At 65.5% G+C, this 15,668-nt stretch carries 16 protein-coding genes; 6 read left to right on the top strand and 10 right to left on the bottom strand.

What is annotated here, in order from left to right; translation table 11 throughout:
- Positions 1–21 precede the first annotated feature (21 nt).
- The 4 genes from trmD to ACYVNQ_RS28405 all read left to right on the top strand — a co-directional run bounded on the left by trmD (position 22) and on the right by ACYVNQ_RS28405 (position 3,246).
- Positions 22–789, top strand: a complete 768-nt coding sequence (trmD, locus tag ACYVNQ_RS28390; RefSeq protein ID WP_460907119.1) for a tRNA (guanosine(37)-N1)-methyltransferase TrmD — start codon at positions 22–24, stop codon at positions 787–789.
- 158 nt (positions 790–947) lie between these two features.
- Positions 948–1,343, top strand: a complete 396-nt coding sequence (rplS, locus tag ACYVNQ_RS28395; RefSeq protein WP_460907121.1) for a 50S ribosomal protein L19 — start codon at positions 948–950, stop codon at positions 1,341–1,343.
- A gap of 104 nt (positions 1,344–1,447) precedes the next feature.
- Entirely contained in the window at positions 1,448–2,146 is a 699-nt protein-coding gene (locus tag ACYVNQ_RS28400) for a CoA pyrophosphatase (protein WP_460907123.1), read from the top strand.
- 161 nt (positions 2,147–2,307) lie between these two features.
- Positions 2,308–3,246, top strand: coding sequence for a CobD/CbiB family protein (locus ACYVNQ_RS28405; RefSeq protein ID WP_460907125.1), 939 nt, complete (start codon positions 2,308–2,310; stop codon positions 3,244–3,246).
- A 36-nt stretch (positions 3,247–3,282) separates the two neighbouring features.
- On the opposite strand, the gene ACYVNQ_RS28410 is transcribed toward ACYVNQ_RS28405, so the two are convergent.
- The 3 genes from ACYVNQ_RS28410 to ACYVNQ_RS28420 are packed head-to-tail and all read right to left on the bottom strand — an operon-like array spanning position 3,283 to position 5,841.
- Entirely contained in the window at positions 3,283–3,603 is a 321-nt protein-coding gene (locus ACYVNQ_RS28410; protein WP_460907731.1) for a putative signal transducing protein, read from the bottom strand.
- 7 nt (positions 3,604–3,610) lie between these two features.
- Complete coding sequence (gene rsgA, locus ACYVNQ_RS28415) at positions 3,611–4,585, bottom strand: ribosome small subunit-dependent GTPase A (protein ID WP_460907127.1); 975 nt, start codon at positions 4,583–4,585, stop codon at positions 3,611–3,613.
- Positions 4,582–5,841, bottom strand: coding sequence for a M48 family metallopeptidase (locus tag ACYVNQ_RS28420; protein WP_460907130.1), 1,260 nt, complete (start codon positions 5,839–5,841; stop codon positions 4,582–4,584). The genes rsgA and ACYVNQ_RS28420 overlap by 4 nt, the downstream gene beginning before the upstream one ends.
- Before the next feature lie 202 nt (positions 5,842–6,043).
- Between ACYVNQ_RS28420 and orn the strand changes: the two genes are divergently transcribed.
- Positions 6,044–6,652: an oligoribonuclease gene (gene orn, locus ACYVNQ_RS28425; RefSeq protein ID WP_460907133.1), complete on the top strand. Its 609-nt coding sequence runs from the start codon at positions 6,044–6,046 to the stop codon at positions 6,650–6,652.
- Between the two features lie 211 nt (positions 6,653–6,863).
- On the opposite strand, the gene mog is transcribed toward orn, so the two are convergent.
- Together mog and yjgA are read right to left on the bottom strand one after the other, a co-directional pair.
- Complete coding sequence (gene mog / locus ACYVNQ_RS28430) at positions 6,864–7,484, bottom strand: molybdopterin adenylyltransferase (RefSeq protein ID WP_460907733.1); 621 nt, start codon at positions 7,482–7,484, stop codon at positions 6,864–6,866.
- Positions 7,465–8,076: a ribosome biogenesis factor YjgA gene (gene yjgA / locus ACYVNQ_RS28435; RefSeq protein WP_460907735.1), complete on the bottom strand. Its 612-nt coding sequence runs from the start codon at positions 8,074–8,076 to the stop codon at positions 7,465–7,467. Before yjgA ends, mog begins: the two co-directional genes overlap by 20 nt.
- Before the next feature lie 676 nt (positions 8,077–8,752).
- Between yjgA and pmbA the strand changes: the two genes are divergently transcribed.
- On the top strand, positions 8,753–10,129 hold the full coding sequence (pmbA, locus tag ACYVNQ_RS28440) for a metalloprotease PmbA (RefSeq protein ID WP_460907135.1): 1,377 nt from the start codon (positions 8,753–8,755) through the stop codon (positions 10,127–10,129).
- Positions 10,130–10,273: 144 nt separating this feature from the next.
- Here the strand turns inward: pmbA and ACYVNQ_RS28445 are convergent, their stop codons facing one another.
- The 5 genes from ACYVNQ_RS28445 to ACYVNQ_RS28465 form a co-directional block, all read right to left on the bottom strand.
- Positions 10,274–10,774 (bottom strand): dihydrofolate reductase, encoded by a 501-nt coding sequence (locus tag ACYVNQ_RS28445; protein WP_460907138.1) that lies wholly within the window; start codon positions 10,772–10,774, stop codon positions 10,274–10,276.
- A 235-nt stretch (positions 10,775–11,009) separates the two neighbouring features.
- Positions 11,010–12,425, bottom strand: a complete 1,416-nt coding sequence (locus ACYVNQ_RS28450) for a sigma-54 dependent transcriptional regulator (RefSeq protein ID WP_460907737.1) — start codon at positions 12,423–12,425, stop codon at positions 11,010–11,012.
- 132 nt (positions 12,426–12,557) lie between these two features.
- Positions 12,558–14,000 carry a hypothetical protein gene (locus ACYVNQ_RS28455; protein WP_460907140.1) on the bottom strand — a complete coding sequence of 481 codons (1,443 nt, stop codon included), beginning with the start codon at positions 13,998–14,000 and terminating at the stop codon, positions 12,558–12,560.
- Between the two features lie 124 nt (positions 14,001–14,124).
- A complete protein-coding gene (locus tag ACYVNQ_RS28460; protein ID WP_460907143.1) occupies positions 14,125–14,949 on the bottom strand; it encodes a peptidase C39 in 825 nt (274 codons plus the stop codon).
- A 6-nt stretch (positions 14,950–14,955) separates the two neighbouring features.
- Positions 14,956–15,666: a C39 family peptidase gene (locus tag ACYVNQ_RS28465; protein WP_460907146.1), complete on the bottom strand. Its 711-nt coding sequence runs from the start codon at positions 15,664–15,666 to the stop codon at positions 14,956–14,958.
- Positions 15,667–15,668: the final 2 nt, after the last annotated feature.

Here is a 15,668-nt window from a genome sequence, read left to right on the forward strand (position 1 = left end):
ATTCGCTGAACGGAGAGAGCGATGCAGTTTGACGTCGTGACGCTCTTTCCCGAGATGTTTCATGCGCTGACCGACTGGGGCATCACGAGCCGTGCGGCGAAGCAGCAGCGTTACGCGCTGCGCACGTGGAACCCTCGCGATTTCACCACCGACAACTATCGGACGATCGACGACCGTCCGTACGGCGGTGGTCCGGGCATGGTGATGCTCGCACGGCCGCTCGAAGACGCGATCAGTGCCGCGAAAGCGGCGCAGGCGGAGCAGGGCGTGACCGGCTCGCGTGTGGTGATGATGTCGCCGCAGGGTGCGCCGCTGAACCACGACAGCGTCATGCGCTTCGCAGCGCAGCCAGGTCTGGTTTTGCTGTGCGGCCGCTACGAGGCGATCGACCAGCGTCTGATCGAGCGCTGTGTCGATGAGGAAGTGAGCCTCGGCGATTTCGTGTTGTCTGGCGGCGAACTACCCGCGATGGCCTTGATGGACGCGGTCATTCGCCAGCTGCACGGCGTGCTGAACGATGCGCAGTCGGCGGTGCAGGATAGTTTCGTCGATGTGCTGCTGGACTGTCCGCATTACACGCGGCCCGAAGAGTATGACGGCGTGCGCGTACCCGATGTGCTGCTTGGCGGCCATCATGCGGAAATCGGCCAGTGGCGGCGGCGCGAAGCGCTGCGCAACACGCAGATGAAGCGGCCCGATCTGATCGAGCGGGCCAGAAAGAACAAGATGTTGAGCCGTGCCGATGAGGCATGGCTCGCAAGTCTCGCGAACGGCACGGCGCAGTCCTGAAGCACTGGTTCAGGGTTGCACCGCACGGCTGCGGGCATAGGCGGGGCCGCACATGCGTGTGCGGTTCCAGTGGTGAATCCATCCTCTATCGGGGCCGTCGCCGCGCGTTGCACGCAAGGCAGGTACGAACGCCGACAAGATGGCATAAGGAGTCCATTGTGAATCTGATTGAAAAACTCGAGCAGGAAGAAATCGAGCGCGCGCTCGATGGCAAGACCATCCCCGACTTCGCTCCCGGCGATACGGTGATCGTCAACGTGAACGTGGTCGAAGGTACCCGTAAGCGCGTTCAGGCTTACGAAGGCGTGGTGATCGCAAAGCGTAATCGCGGTCTGAACTCGGCCTTCATCGTGCGCAAGATCTCGTCGGGCGAAGGCGTCGAGCGTACGTTCCAGACGTATTCGCCGCTGTTGGCCAGCATCGTCGTGAAGCGCCGCGGCGATGTGCGTCGTGCGAAGCTGTACTACCTCCGCGAGCGTTCGGGCAAGTCGGCCCGGATCAAGGAAAAGCTGGTGTCGAAAGACCGCGCAGCTGCCTCCGCCGCTCAGGAGTAAAAGCTGTAAGAAAAAGCACCCACCTCGGGTGCTTTTTTGTTTGGTGGTTCAGAATAGCGGGTGTTCCGTCGGGTGCTCCTTCCCGACCCGCTTCGAGAGTCCCTTTGTCCCGTCCTGCCCGCCCCGTCTTCGAGCCTGAAAGCTTGCCCGTCGAATCGACGGGTGCCGATCTGCCTGCCGTAGCGCCCAGCCGCCTGACGCCGGACGGGCTGCGTGCCCGTTTCGAGCAGCGCCTGCGCTGGGAACCCGAGGCCACCGAGGTGCGCTGGCGCGACGACGTCGATCCGCGGGTGGCGGCGGTACTGATTGCGCTGGTGGTCCGGGAAACCGGCCTGACGGTGTTGCTGACGCAGCGTGCCGACCATCTGAGCGATCACGCCGGCCAGATCAGTTTCCCGGGCGGCCGTCACGAGCCCGAAGACCCAACGCCGATCGCCACCGCGCTGCGCGAGGCGCAGGAAGAGGTGAGCCTCGACCCGTCGCGCGTCGAGGTGCTGGGCGCGCTGCCCGACTATCTGACAAGCACCGGTTATCGCGTGACGCCGGTAGTCAGCCTCGTGCATCCGCCGTTGACGGTGCATGCGGACACGCTCGAGGTGGCCGAGATCTTCGAGGTGCCGCTCGATTTCCTGATGAACCCTGCCCATCACGAGGTGCGCGTGCTGCGTTGGGAGCAAGGCGAGCGTCGCTTTTTCGCCATGCCGTATCCACGCGCGCGGCAGGGCGAGGCGGGCCGTGATTATTTCATCTGGGGCGCAACGGCCGGCATGTTGCGCAATTTCTATCGCTTCCTCGCGGCATAACGGCATCGTGCCGTGCTGCGCCGTGTGCGCGCCCGGCCGCTGCCGTTGTGCAACTGTAATTGCCGCTGGTGAGACAGCTTCGGCCCTGTGCTATCGTACGGATCGAACCTGAAGGTCTAACGTAAAGACTCGGCAAAAACTCGAATAGCACGGCGCCACGCATGACTTTCTTCTCCGTATTGCTCGCTTTGATTCTCGAACAGGTACGCGCGTTGTCATCGAGCAATCCGGTGGCGGCGTTGCTTCAATACCATGCGGAGTCGGCGGCGCACGGGTTCGATGCAGGCAAACCGCGGCACGGCGTGCTTGCGTGGCTGGTGGTCGTGCTGCCGTGGACCCTTGCGGTCGGTCTGATCTACTTCGTGCTGTACCAGATCCACTTTGCGCTGGCGTTTCTGTGCAACGTGGTGATCGTCTATTTCACGCTCGGTTTCCGGCAGTTCAGCCACTATTTCACCGACATCCATCTCGCGCTGAACAACGACGACGTGCCGCGCGCGCGCGAAATTCTCAACGAATGGACCGGTATCGACACGGTCGACATGCCGGTCAGCGAGATCGTGCGGCACACGCTGATTCACGCGGTGGTGGCTTCGCACCGGCATGTGTTCGGCGTGTTCTTCTGGTTTCTGGTGCCGATCGGGCCTGCCGGCGCGGTGCTGTACCGCATTGCGGAGTATCTGTCGCGCACGTGGGCGCAACCGGTCGAGGATCGCACCGCGGAATTCTCCACCTTCGCGCAGCGCGCCTTTTTCGTAATCGACTGGCTGCCGGCGCGGCTGACGTCGCTGGGTTTTGCGATCGTCGGCAATTTCGAAGATGCGATCTATGCATGGCGCAATCACGCGCGCCAATGGCCCGATGCGAACGATGGCGTGCTGCTCGCGGCTGGCAGCGGCGCGCTTGGCGCACGGCTCGCAGGGCCGTTGGCCGAGCCGTCGAGCGTCGATGCGCTCGTCACCGGCGACGGTGGTCCGATGCCGGTCGGCGACGACTGCACGCCGCGCACGCTGCAATCGGCGGTGGGGTTGGTGTGGCGCGCGGTGATTCTATGGATGATCCTGCTGCTGATGCTGACGATCGCGGTGTGGTTGTCCTGAGCGCGGCGCCGCAGCCCGGTTGCAACCAGAAATCCCTCAACCATCTAGCGGATTGCGCGCCGTCCCACACTGCCAGCAGACGGTGAACTGCGGCTCCAGCGTCTCGCCGCATTCCGCGCAGCGCCACGCCGGCGCATCGCGCGCCGGGCCACGCGATGCGGCCTCAATCAGCCTTCTGGCGATCACCGCATCGCGTTCGTCGACCAGCCACAACTCGGGCGCGCATTGATCCGCCGGAATGTCGCCCAGCGCGCCGTTCAAATAGCGGTTATGCAGTTCACATGCAATACCCGCGGTGGCCAGCACGTTGATCCAGTGCTGGCCGATCAGCAGATTCGGCGCGCGCATCAGCTTCAGCATGGATTCAGCGCACCACCTGGCTTGCCTCGTGAACCAGCTGCGCGTACAACGCGTGCCGTTCCCGGGCGATACGACCATCGGCGACCGCTTCGAGAATCGCGCAGCCGGGTTCATGCAGGTGATGGCAGTTGTAGAACCGGCAGTTCGCCAGCAGTGGCCGGAACTCGGGGAACGCGCGCTCGAGGCGCCCTTCGGTCAGGTGATACAGGCCGAATTCCTGGAAGCCGGGCGAATCGATCAGCGCGGCGTCGGCGCCCGCGAGCGGGTAGAGCCGGGTGAAGGTGGTGGTGTGCCGGCCGCTGTTCAGCGCCGTCGAGATCTCGCGGGTCGCGGCTTCGGCGTCGGGCACGATCAGATTGACCAGCGTCGACTTGCCCATCCCCGACTGGCCGAGCAGCAGCGTCGCGTGGCCGTGCAGATGTTCGGTGAGCAGTTCGCGCGCCGCTTCCGGCTGCGTCTTGATCGACAGTTCGAGCACCTCGTACCCGAGCGAGCGATACCGCTCGAGCCGCTGCCGCGCGACCGGCAGTGCGACTGTCACGTCGGTCTTGTTCAGCACGATCAGCGGCTTGAGCTGGTTTTCCTCCGCGGCGACCAGCGCGCGGCCGAGCAGATCCTCGCTGAAATACGGTTCGGTCGCGAGCACGATCAGCAACTGATCGAGGTTCGCCGCGAACAGCTTCGCCTTGTACTGATCCGAGCGATACAGCAGATTGCGACGCGTACCGATCTCGACGATCACGCCTTGATCGGCCGAACTCATCTCGTAGACCACCTGATCGCCGACCGCGATCTCGCTGCGCTTGCCGCGCGGAAAGCATTGCAGCAGCGCGCCGCCGGTGGCGGGCGCGACGATGTAATGGCGCCCGTGGGCGGCGATCACGCGGCCGTGCAGCCGTTGCGGGTCGACTCGGCCCGCTCCGCCATCGGCTATGGCAACGGAAGCGCGGCGTGCCGTTTTCGGCGAGCGGCCGCTCATGCGTGTTGCAGCAAACGGTCGATGCGCTGGGACGCGGGTGGATGCGAGTAGTAGAACGCGGTGTAGAGCGGATCGGGCGTGAGGGTCGACGCGTTGTCCTCGTAGAGCTTGACGAGCGCGCTAACGAGGTCCTTCGCATCGGTTTGCGACGCGGCGAACGCATCGGCTTCGAACTCATGCTTGCGCGAGCTCAGGCTGCCGAACGGCGTAACGAAAAACAGGAACACCGGCACCGCGAGGAAGAACAGCACCAGTGCGAGGCCGTCGTTGCTGCCGCTCAGCGAAGGCCGCACGCCGAGCCCTTCGTAGAACCACACCCGCTGCGTGAGCCAGCCGAGCAGCGCGAGCATCGCGAGGCTCAGCAGGAACGTCACGACCATCCGCTTGATCACGTGGCGGCGCTTGAAGTGACCGAGCTCATGCGCGAGCACCGCTTCGATCTCGCTGCCGGACAGACGCGCGAGCAGCGTATCGAAGAACACGATGCGCTTGGCCGCGCCGAAGCCGGTGAAATACGCATTACCGTGCGCGGAGCGGCGGCTGCCGTCCATCACGAACAGGCCCTTGGCGGCGAAGCCGCAGCGCTTCATCAGCGCTTCGATGCGGCCGCGCAGCGCTTCGTCCTTCAGCGGCTCGAACTTGTTGAAGAGCGGTGCGATCAGCGTCGGATAAAGCACCAGCACCAGCATCTGGAAGCCGACCCACACGATCCACGTCCACAGCCACCACAGGCTGCCGGCCTGGTTCATCAGCCACAGCACGACGAACAGCAGCGGCAGGCCGAACGCGGCGCCGAGCAGCGCGCCCTTGATCCGGTCGACGATAAAGATGCGCTTGCTCATGCGATTGAAGCCGAAGCGCTGTTCGATGCCGAACTGGCGGTAGTAGTCGAACGGCAGGTCGATCGCGCTGGTGATTGCGAGCACCACCGCGACCAGCGCGATCTGCCCGACGTAGCCGCGTCCGAGCCAGCCGGACAGCGCCAGATCCAACGCCTGCACGCCGCCCAGCAGCGTGAGGCCGATCAGCACGGCGGCGCTGACGACAATTTCGAACATCGCGAGGCGGGTGCGCTCGACGGTGTAGTCGGCGGCACGCTGATGCGCGGTGAGTGCGATTTTCTCCGCGAACTGCGACGGCACGTTTTCACGATGCGCGGCGACGAAGCGGACTTGCCGGGAAGCCAGCCACAGCTTCGTTGCGACCATCGCCAGCACGGCGATTACGAACAGAATGGAGAAGTACACGGTAGGCATCCGGAGGTGCGTGGTAACTATGCGACAATTATAAGGTCGTTCGCGCTGGCGGCCCGCTTGTTACGCGCGGGTTGCTGCTTCTTGCAGTTTTTTGCCGATTCCTTGCCGATTCCTGCTGCCTCGTGTCGTGACCTGCGTTAGAGACGTCACATGCCGCCGCCGCGCCGGCCCCTGCTGAAATCCGCTGACCCATTTGCTCTCAATGACCGATATCCTCGCTTCCGCCGCGCCGCTAGTGCGCAGCGACATGAACCTCGTCTGGCTGGACATGGAAATGACCGGCCTCGATCCGGACCACGACCGTATCATCGAAATCGCCGTCGTCGTGACGAATTCGCAGCTCGACCGGCTCGTCGAGGGCCCGGTGATCGCGGTGCACCAGAGCGACGCGACGCTCGACAAGATGGACGACTGGAACAAGAACACGCATGGCCGCTCGGGCCTGATCGACCGGGTGCGCGCGTCGGCGATCGGCGAGGCGGAAGCGGCCGCGCAGATCCGCACCTTTCTCGGCGAGCACGTGCCGCCCGGCAAGTCGCCGATGTGCGGCAATTCGATCTGCCAGGACCGCCGCTTCATGGCGCGCTGGATGCCGGAACTCGAGACGTTTTTCCACTACCGCAACCTCGACGTCAGCACGCTGAAAGAGCTGTGCCGCCGCTGGCAGCCTGCGATCTACAAGGGTTTCCAGAAGCGCGCGATGCACACGGCGCTGGCGGACATTCACGAATCGATCGACGAGCTGCGCTATTACCGCGAGCATTTCCTGATTCCGGCCGCGAGCACGCCGCCGGGCGACGCGCAGGCCTGACCAGGCTTGCGCGCGCCGTAACAGGGGCGCGCCGTATAGCCGAGCAGACTGTTTGGCTTGTGCCGGCGTCGCGCCGCCGCATTCAGTTGCGCGGTTTTCAATCGCGCTATCCAATCTGCGCACCGGACGCACCAGACGCACCGGGCTGCGGCTACGCGGCTATGGCCATCCCGAACGAAAGATGGCCCGCGCCGGCCTCAGCCTTAGCCGCTCAGCGCGGCGCCCGCACGGCGTTCTTCGGCCGGAACGCGGCCACCACGGCCGCATTGGTCTCGATGTAAGGCCCGCCAATCAGATCGATGCAATACGGCACCGCCGCGAAAATCCCCGGCACCTTCACTGCGCCGGCTTCGTCGCGCAAACCTTCCAGCGTTTCCCGGATCGACTTCGGCTGCCCGGGCAGATTGATGATCAACGCCGCGCGCGCCGCGGTCTCGCGGATCACCGCCACCTGACGCGACAGGATCGCGGTCGGCACGAAGTTCAGGCTGATCTGCCGCATCTGTTCGCCGAAGCCCGGCATCTCTTTCGTACCCGCAGCGAGCGTCGCCTCGGGCGTCACGTCGCGCCGGGCCGGGCCGGTGCCGCCGGTGGTCAGCACGAGGTCGCAGCCGGCCTTGTCGACCAGCTCGATGAGCGTCGCGGTGATGGTCGGCGCGTCGTCCTGGATCAGGCGCGTTTCGCTGCGCCATGGCGAGCTGAGTGCGCCGCCCAGCCACTCCTGCAGCGACGGGATGCCCTTGTCCTCATACACGCCGCTGGTCGCGCGGTCGCTGATCGACACGAGGCCGACGATCAGCTCGTCGGGATGGCTACGCGCGGGAGTCGTCATCGTCGTCATCGTCGAGGTCCTCGTCGTCGGAATCGGGGGAGTCGGCGGGCACGCCGGCGGCCTGCTTGATCCACTGGAACAGCTCGCGGAAATAGCGCGGCGACTTGCCGGCCAACGCTTCCTTGCGTGCATTGCGGATCAGCGTGCGGCCCTCTTGCGGGTCGGCGCCCGGATGCCGGCGCAGGAACTCGGTCAGCGCGGCGTCGTCCGCCAGCAGTTGCTCGCGGGTGCGCTCGATCCAGTGCAGCTTCGCGGTCTCGGCGCGGTTGACGCCGCGATGCGTTTCGAGGGCCGTGCGCAGCGCTGCGGTTTCGTCGTCGGTCAGCGAGCGCATCACGCGCCCGACGTACTGGATCTGCCGGCGCTTGCCTTCGTGATCGGTGATGCGACGCGCTTCGCGCACGGCATCGCCAAGCTTTTCGGGCATCGGCACGCGCTTTAATGCATCTTTGGGCAGGTCGACGAGCGCTTCGCCCAGCACCTGCAGCGCGAGCATGTCGCGCTTGAGCTGTGATTTGCTGGGCCGATCGTAGCCGTTGTCGTCGACAACGGCAGGGGGCTCGATAGGTTGGATACGGGTTTTACGTGACATAGCCGATATTGTAACTTGCGACGTCTGCCGCGCCGGGTCGGCTTCGCTGTTTGCCTCGCTGCGGCGGCGTTGCCTGGCGGCGTCGCTCAGCCGTGGGGGCCGGCGGTCGGGGCCGGCGGCTTCGCTGCTTCGTCTCGCGGCGGCGGGGCGACGCGGCATCGGCCGTATCACCTCGCGGCGCCGCGTATCACCCTGCATTGCCCCGCAGCGCCCGGCGCGGCGCCGCGCGTGCCGAAAAGTATCGCTGGCACGATCGCGCCGCGCGTCAGGACATACCGGTATACCCGCCCTCCGCAGGCCGCCGCCGCTGCTGCGCGCCGCACATTTCGCGCAGTGAATGCCAGGTGCAGCGTCGCGTACCTTGCTATGATCGCGGGATGCATCGTGGCCCGCTTTTTTAGCAGAATACGTATCGGCACAGGCAGTGCAAACGAGCCTGCGTGCGCTGCGTGATCCGGGATCTATCGCGCCCGGCTATGCCGCACTTCGGTGTGCCGCGCGTGCGGCGTTCAGGTAGCGTCCGCGCGCAGCTTGCATAACCGCCGGCGAGCCGCATCTGCCAGGCTGGACACGATGACGCGCGGGCTTCCGCGCAACCGAACGCGTAACCGCGGGCGCCTGCAGCGCGCCCGTGCAGCACGCACATTCAGGACGTCAACTCAGGACGGCAACGACAATGGCAGCAGACATCGAAACGGATACCCGGCAGCGCTTCTTCCCGCACACGCAGGATGAACTGAAGCAGATCGCGTCGGACATTCTTCGGCATGCGAAGGCGATCGGCGGAACCGACGCGGCGACCGAGATTTCCGAAGGCGACGGCCTGTCGGTTTCGGTGCGGCGCGGCGAGGTCGAGACGATCGAGCACAACCGCGACAAGATGGTCGGCGTGACGGTGTTCATCGGCAACAAGCGCGGCAATGCGAGCACGTCGGATTTCTCGCCCGCAGCGCTGAAGGACACGGTGACGGCCGCCTACAACATCGCGCGCTTCACGGCCGAAGACGATTGCGCAGGCCTCGCGGAAGAGGAACTGCTCGAGCAGGATCCCCGCGATCTCGATCTGTATCATCCGTGGAACCTGTCCGCCGACGAGGCGGTCGAGATCGCCCGCCGCGCGGAAGACGCCGCTTTCGCGACCGACCCGCAGATCCGCAATTCGGAAGGCGCGAGCGTGTCGGCGCAGCATTCGCAGTTCGTGCTTGCCACCACGCGCGGTTTCCTCGCCGGCTACCCGTATTCGCGGCACTACGTCGCGTGCGCGCCGATCGCCGGCAGTGGCCGCAACATGCAGCGCGACGACTGGTACACCTCCAAACGCAGCTCGACCGAACTTGCCGATCCGGAAGCGGTCGGGCGCTACGCGGCGCAACGCGCGCTGGCGCGCACCGGCGCACGCGGTCTCGACACGCGCAAGGTGCCGGTGCTGTTCGAGGCGCCGCTGGCGGCGGGCCTGCTTGGCGCATTCGTGCAGGCCACCAGTGGCGGCGCGCTGTACCGCAAGACTACTTTCCTCGTCGATAGCCTGGGCCAGCCGGTGTTCGCGCCGCACGTGCAGGTGGTTGAAGATCCGCACGTCGCGCGCGCGATGGGCAGCGCGCCGTTCGACGAAGAAGGCGTGCGCACGCGGCAGCGCTCGGTGGTGAAGGACGGCGTGGTCGAAGGCTACTTCCTGTCGACGTATTCGGCGCGCAAGCTCGGCATGCCGACCACCGGCAATGCGGGCGGCTCGCATAACCTGTCGCTGCGCAGTTCGCTGACGAAAGCCGACGACGACTTCGAAGCGATGCTGAAGAAGCTCGGCACCGGTCTGCTGTTGACCGAGCTGATGGGGCAGGGCGTCAACTACGTGACCGGCGATTACTCGCGCGGCGCGTCGGGTTTCTGGGTCGAGAACGGCAAGATCCAGTATCCGGTGGAGGAAATCACTGTGGCGAGCACGCTGCAGGAGATGTTCCGCCATATCGTCGCGATTGGTGCGGATACGATCGTGCGCGGCACCAAGCAGACCGGCTCGGTGCTGATCGAGCGGATGACGATCGCCGGGCAGTAAGCGGATGTGATGCGCGGGCCGTGCGGCCCGCGCGGCGGCGGTGCGGCAGGCCTGTAGGACCGCGCCGCAGCGCCGCCCCTAACTTTGCCGTGCTGCTACGCACGTGCGCTTCGCAACACGCGGCAACGCGCAGCCAGTCGACACTCAACCCGCTCTACGCCGATACGCAACAAACGCGTAGTCGAACTCATTCGGCGCATTCGCGCGATGCGGCTCCCGCGACACCTCTTCCCATTCGCGTGGATCGGGCGCGGGGAACGTGGTATCCCCCGCGAAATCCGCCGCGATTTCCGTGATCAGCAGTTTATCGGCGCGGCGAAATCCTTCTTCGTACAGCTGCGCACCGCCGATCAGAAACGCTTCCGGCACGTTATCCGCGGCCGCCACCGCGAGCGCGTCGGCCAGGCTCGTCACCGTGTCGCAGCCTTCGTAGCGGCGCGTAGCGTCGCGCGTCACGACGATATTGCGGCGGCCCGGCAGCACGCGACCGATCGATTCGTGCGTCTTGCGGCCCATCACGATCGGCGCGCCCATCGTGGTGCGCTTGAAAAACGCGAGGTCTTCGGGAAGCCGCCAGGGCAGTTGGTTGTCTCGGCCGATCACGCCGTTGCGGGCGCGCGCGACGATCAGGGTCAGCGTCGTCATGGAAGGGAAGCGGGAAGCGTAGAGTGGCAGCGATTTTAACCGAGCGCGCGGCGCCATGACGACCTCGCGCCGGAAATGCGCCCCTTTACTTCCCGGCTTCCCGGCTTCCCGGCTTCCCGGCTTCCCGGCGCCACGATTGCGCGCCGGCTCCGCGCGTGTTCGCACTTACTCGCGCTCATTCGCACCGGTTCGCACTGGCTCGCGCATCCCGGCACCACGACCACGACCAACGCCGCTATTCCCGCACTTCCCCCTCGCTGCCAAACAACCCCTTGTCGTCCGTACACGGCTCGCGCAGCCCATGCGCACCCATCAACCGGTACAGCGTGACCCGCGAAATACCCAGATCGATTGCCGCTTCGTTCAACCGGTGCCGATGCCGCAGCAGCGCCGCCTCGATCGCGCGTTTCTCGGCGGCCTCGCGGGCCTGCGTCAGCGTCATGGTTTCCTGCTGGCTGTAGTTCCCGAGATCGAGATCCTCGGCCGCGATCAGCTTGTTTTCCGCCATCACGATCGCGCGGCGCACCCGGTTGATCAGCTCGCGCACATTGCCCGGCCAGTTGTAGTTGTACATCGCCTCGATCGCGGAAGGCGTGAAGCCGCGAATCTTGCGCGCGCTATCGCACTTGAACTTGTGCAGGATATGGTGCGCGAGAATTTCGATGTCCTTGCCGCGCGTGCGCAGCGGCGGTTCGTCGACGCGCAGCACACACAGACGATGAAACAGGTCAGCCCGAAAGCGCCCGTCGCGCATCGCACTCTCGAGATCGACGTGAGTAGCCGAGATGATCCGCACGTCCACCGAAATCGATTCATGCCCGCCCAGCCGCTCGATCTTGCCTTCCTGCAGGAAGCGCAGCAGGCTCGCCTGGCTTTCCATCGGCAGGTCGCCGATCTCATCGAGGAACAGCGTGCCGCCGTCGGCCGATTCGACCCGCCCGATCTTGCGCTGGTTTGCACCGGTAAACGCGCCGCGCTCGTAGCCGAACAGCTCGGACTGCAGCAGATGATGCGGAATCGCGCCGCAGTTGATCGCGACGAACGGCGCATGGCGGCGCGGCGAGCGCTCGTGCGTGGCCACCGCGGTCAGTTCCTTGCCGGTGCCCGATTCGCCGGAGATGAACACCGGCGCATCGGTATTGGCGACCTTGCGGATCGTGCGGAACAGCTGCTGCATCGCGTCGCAGGTGCCGACCATCTCGTCGCCGTCGTGCGAGGCGTCGATCATCAGCTCGTTGTCGCATAGCGTCACCATGCCGAACGCGTGACCGACCAGATAATCGACCGTCGCATGCGCCACCGGCAGCTTCACGTAATCGAAGCAGTAGTGGCGGATCAGCCGCCGCACTTCCGGGTCGGCGAGGCGCTCCGCATTGGCGAGCGCGATCCAGCCAACCTGCTGCTGGCGCAGGCTCGCCTCCAGCGCCGCGAGATCGCGCACCGCGAAGCTCGCCAGGTCGACGATGCCCGCGCAGGTCGCATCGGTCTTCAACAGGCGCGCGATTTCGTGCGCCGAGCGCGCCACGCACACGGCCCAGCTGCGGCTCTTCAGATGCGCGACGAGCGTATCGTCCGGCGTGCGCGTCAGGTACAGCAGTGTGCGCTCGGCCCGCTCGCCCGTGCCGGCGGCGCGCGCATCATGCGCGGACACGGGCGTGCCGCCGGGACGGTCCACGGGCTCCGGTACGCGCGCCACCGCAAGCGGCACGGCAGCAACCGCAGGCTTTGGAACGGTAGTCAGGTGAGAGAAGTCGCGCACGATCGGCCTCGTATCGTTGACACGTCAAAAGGTGTAGGGAAAGCGCACGCCGACCACGAAGTTCGGTGCATCCGGCGTCAAGCCGATCGACACCGCGCCGTTGATCGTCAGGTGCTTGTTCACTACGTGGTTCAAGCCGAAATTCATCATCGCGGAGGTGGTCTGGCTGCCCGGCACGCTCTGGTAGGTGCCGCCCGGCGCCTTGGTCTTCGACTCTGGCTCGAGCGCGAGCGTGTACGAGATGCTGGCCGAGTCCTTGTCCGAAAACGCCAGGGCCACGCCCGCGCCGAGCTGGATGATGTCGCCGAGCTTGACGGTGGCCGGCTGCGTCTGGCCTACCACCGACGAGATATCGGCGAACGAGCGCGCGATGTTGTACGTGTACGAGACGCTGCCGAACAGCACCACCGGGTCGTAGGTCTTCAGCAGCGACAAACCGGCGGTGACGTTCCAGAAACCGGTGCCGGTCGGCAGCTCGGTGGGCGCGACGAGGTTGGTGTTGTCCGCCGTCTGCTGGACCACCTTGGTGCCGAACGGCGAGGTGCCGGTCGGCGCCTTCACGCGCAGGCTGCCGACTACGTCCGGCCAGTCGTTGGTCTCCTTCAGGATCTGGTAGTAGATGCCGAAGTTGACGTCGCCGATCGCATGCGAACTGACCGACGCATCGGACAAGGTGCTGGCCGCGCCGCCCGCGCCGCCCGAGATGAAGCTGCTATGCCGGTACACGTACGGCACGTCGACGTCGACGCTGATGCGGTCGGTGAGGCCGTAACGCGTGTCGAGGTCGGCCATCAGCTGGTGCGACTTGGTCTGCCCCAGGTTGATGTTGCCGAGAAAGATCGCATCGAGTGCGAGAAAGCCCGACAGCTGCAACTGACGCCGGTCGTAATAGGTATCGCTGATACCCCAGTCGAGCGTCAGCTTGCGGTCGAACAGCGGCGCATGCTCGCGCTGCACGACCGCTTCCTCGGCCTGGGTGCGCACCGGTTCGGCGGCCTTCTGGGTTTCGCCGATCGCGGTGGGCGGCGCCACCGGCGCGCCGGGCGCGGTCGAGCCGGTCGGTGTCGAGCCTTCGGGGGCCGGCGGATTGACCGGCACGCCGGTCGCGGTGCCGCTCTGCGCGCCCGGTGCCGGCGCACCTGGCGTGATCTGCGCAAGCGGCGGCAGCGGCATCGGCAAGCCGTCGGCGCCGGGCTGTTCGGCCACGGCGGTCGAGCCGGGCGCACCATAACCGGGTGCACCGCGGCCGCGCTGCGACATCTCCAGATTCGTCACTTGCCTCTCTAGCGATTGAATTTGCCGCTGCTGCTCGTCGATCACGCGCATCAGCGTATTCAGCCGCTCGTCGATCGATTGACTCGCGAGCGACTGTGCCGCCGCCCCCTGCGAGAACGCAAATATCATTGCCGCGGCCGGGATGGCCGCGAGCCTGACGCGCGGCCTTCTGGCCTTCGTCTCCGTAATCATCTTGTTATTCCCCCGGTATTTCTGGCTGCGCGCCGCTGTTTGTTGTGCTTTGTGCAGCCTGTCTCTTCGTCCTGCTGTTTACTGCCCCCTGGTGCTTTTGTTGTGCTGCGGGTGGCGGCCCGCGCTATCTCCTGGCGTTGATTGCGTTTTGCAGCGCCTGCATTACGCCGGCCTGGCGCAGCATCGCGGGCGACATCTGCGCGGTCTGCAGATGCAACTGCAACTGGTTGGTGACCTGCTGGCTGTTGCCGGCGATCTGCACCAGCTGCGCAATCGAGCCGGCCTGGCTGGCGCCGCCCGGTGCGATGTTTTGGGTCGCGAGGCCGGCGGGCGTGCGCAGTGCGAGGTTTACGCCGCCGTTGCCGAACGTGATGTTCGCCGTGACGTTGCCGGCGAGGTTGCTTGCGCTCGCGCTGGTTGCATTGCTGCCGCCGGCAAGCGGCACGCCGTTGCTGAAGTCGATCTGCGCCGCATTCATGCCGAGGTTGCGATCGCCCGCCACCTGGGTGACCTGCGATACACCGTTCACCGAGATGCTCTGTCCGCCGTTGACGGTTGCCGACGGATTGGCGCCCATGCCGCCGTTGCTACCGTCGGTCACTCGCGCCATCGTGTTGACGCTCGCGCCCATCTGGTTGGCCGCATTCTGCGCGACCGTCAGCGACCCCTGCGCGAGTGCGTTGGAGCCGTTCGGCAGGTTCCACTGCGACAGCAGGTTCAGCACGAAGCCGGAGATCATCTGGCCGTTGGCGAACTTGCCGGTCTGATGGGCCAGCACGTCGTCGCCCACTGCCTGCCACTTGATTGATTCGGATCCCGTATCACGTGCCGCGAGAAACGCCGGCGCCGCATCGGCCGCGGCCGACGCGGCCTGTGCCGCACCCGCGCAGCCGCACGCCAGCGCGGAGGCTAACAAGGTGCGGCGGATGGTTGAGTATGGTTTTTTCATGTCTTGTCAGAACAGGTCTGCCCTGGTCAAGCCGAATTCGACAAAGGGAGTCATGGCGGTGCCGGTCGCGAGCGCCCGCTCACGCAGCTTCAGCGCCAGTGACTCGTTGTCCTGCAACAGCGGAGAATCCTCCCTGAACGGTTTGCCGACCACGGCAAACACGAGGCCGTTCCATGTCTTCGCGAAGTCTTCCTCGAGCAGGATGCGATTGCCGAGCGCCGGGTCCGCGATGAACACGCGGCCGTTCTCGGCGTGCTTGACGATCACGAAGTGCTCATAGCCGTCGATGTTCATCAGCACCATCACGGGGATCTGCAGGTGGTACAGCGCGTCTGCGCCGACCCGGAAGCCCCGGCCGCGCAGCCCGATGGTCTCGACGAATTTCTTCATGTCGAGCATCGAGAAGCCGTTCTTGACCACCACCTCGGGCGACGAGAAGGCCATCATCCGCTGGATCAGTTCCGTTTCCGGAATGTCGATGCCGTAGCCGTACTTCAGCATCGTGGCGAGCGCAGCCGCGCCGCAGCTGTAGTCGTACTGCTGGCTGACGATATTGCTGTAGCGAATGTCCCTCATCGAACGCACCGTCTTGTGCAGCGGAATACCTGCGAGCGTAGACGTATCGATGGTCGCCTGTGCGTTTGCTGTCGCACATAAAGTGCTACATGCAAACGCCAGGGCGAGCGGTAACGCCGGGAAGCGAACACACCCGGACATGC

It is taken from the genome of Paraburkholderia jirisanensis (assembly GCF_054782355.1).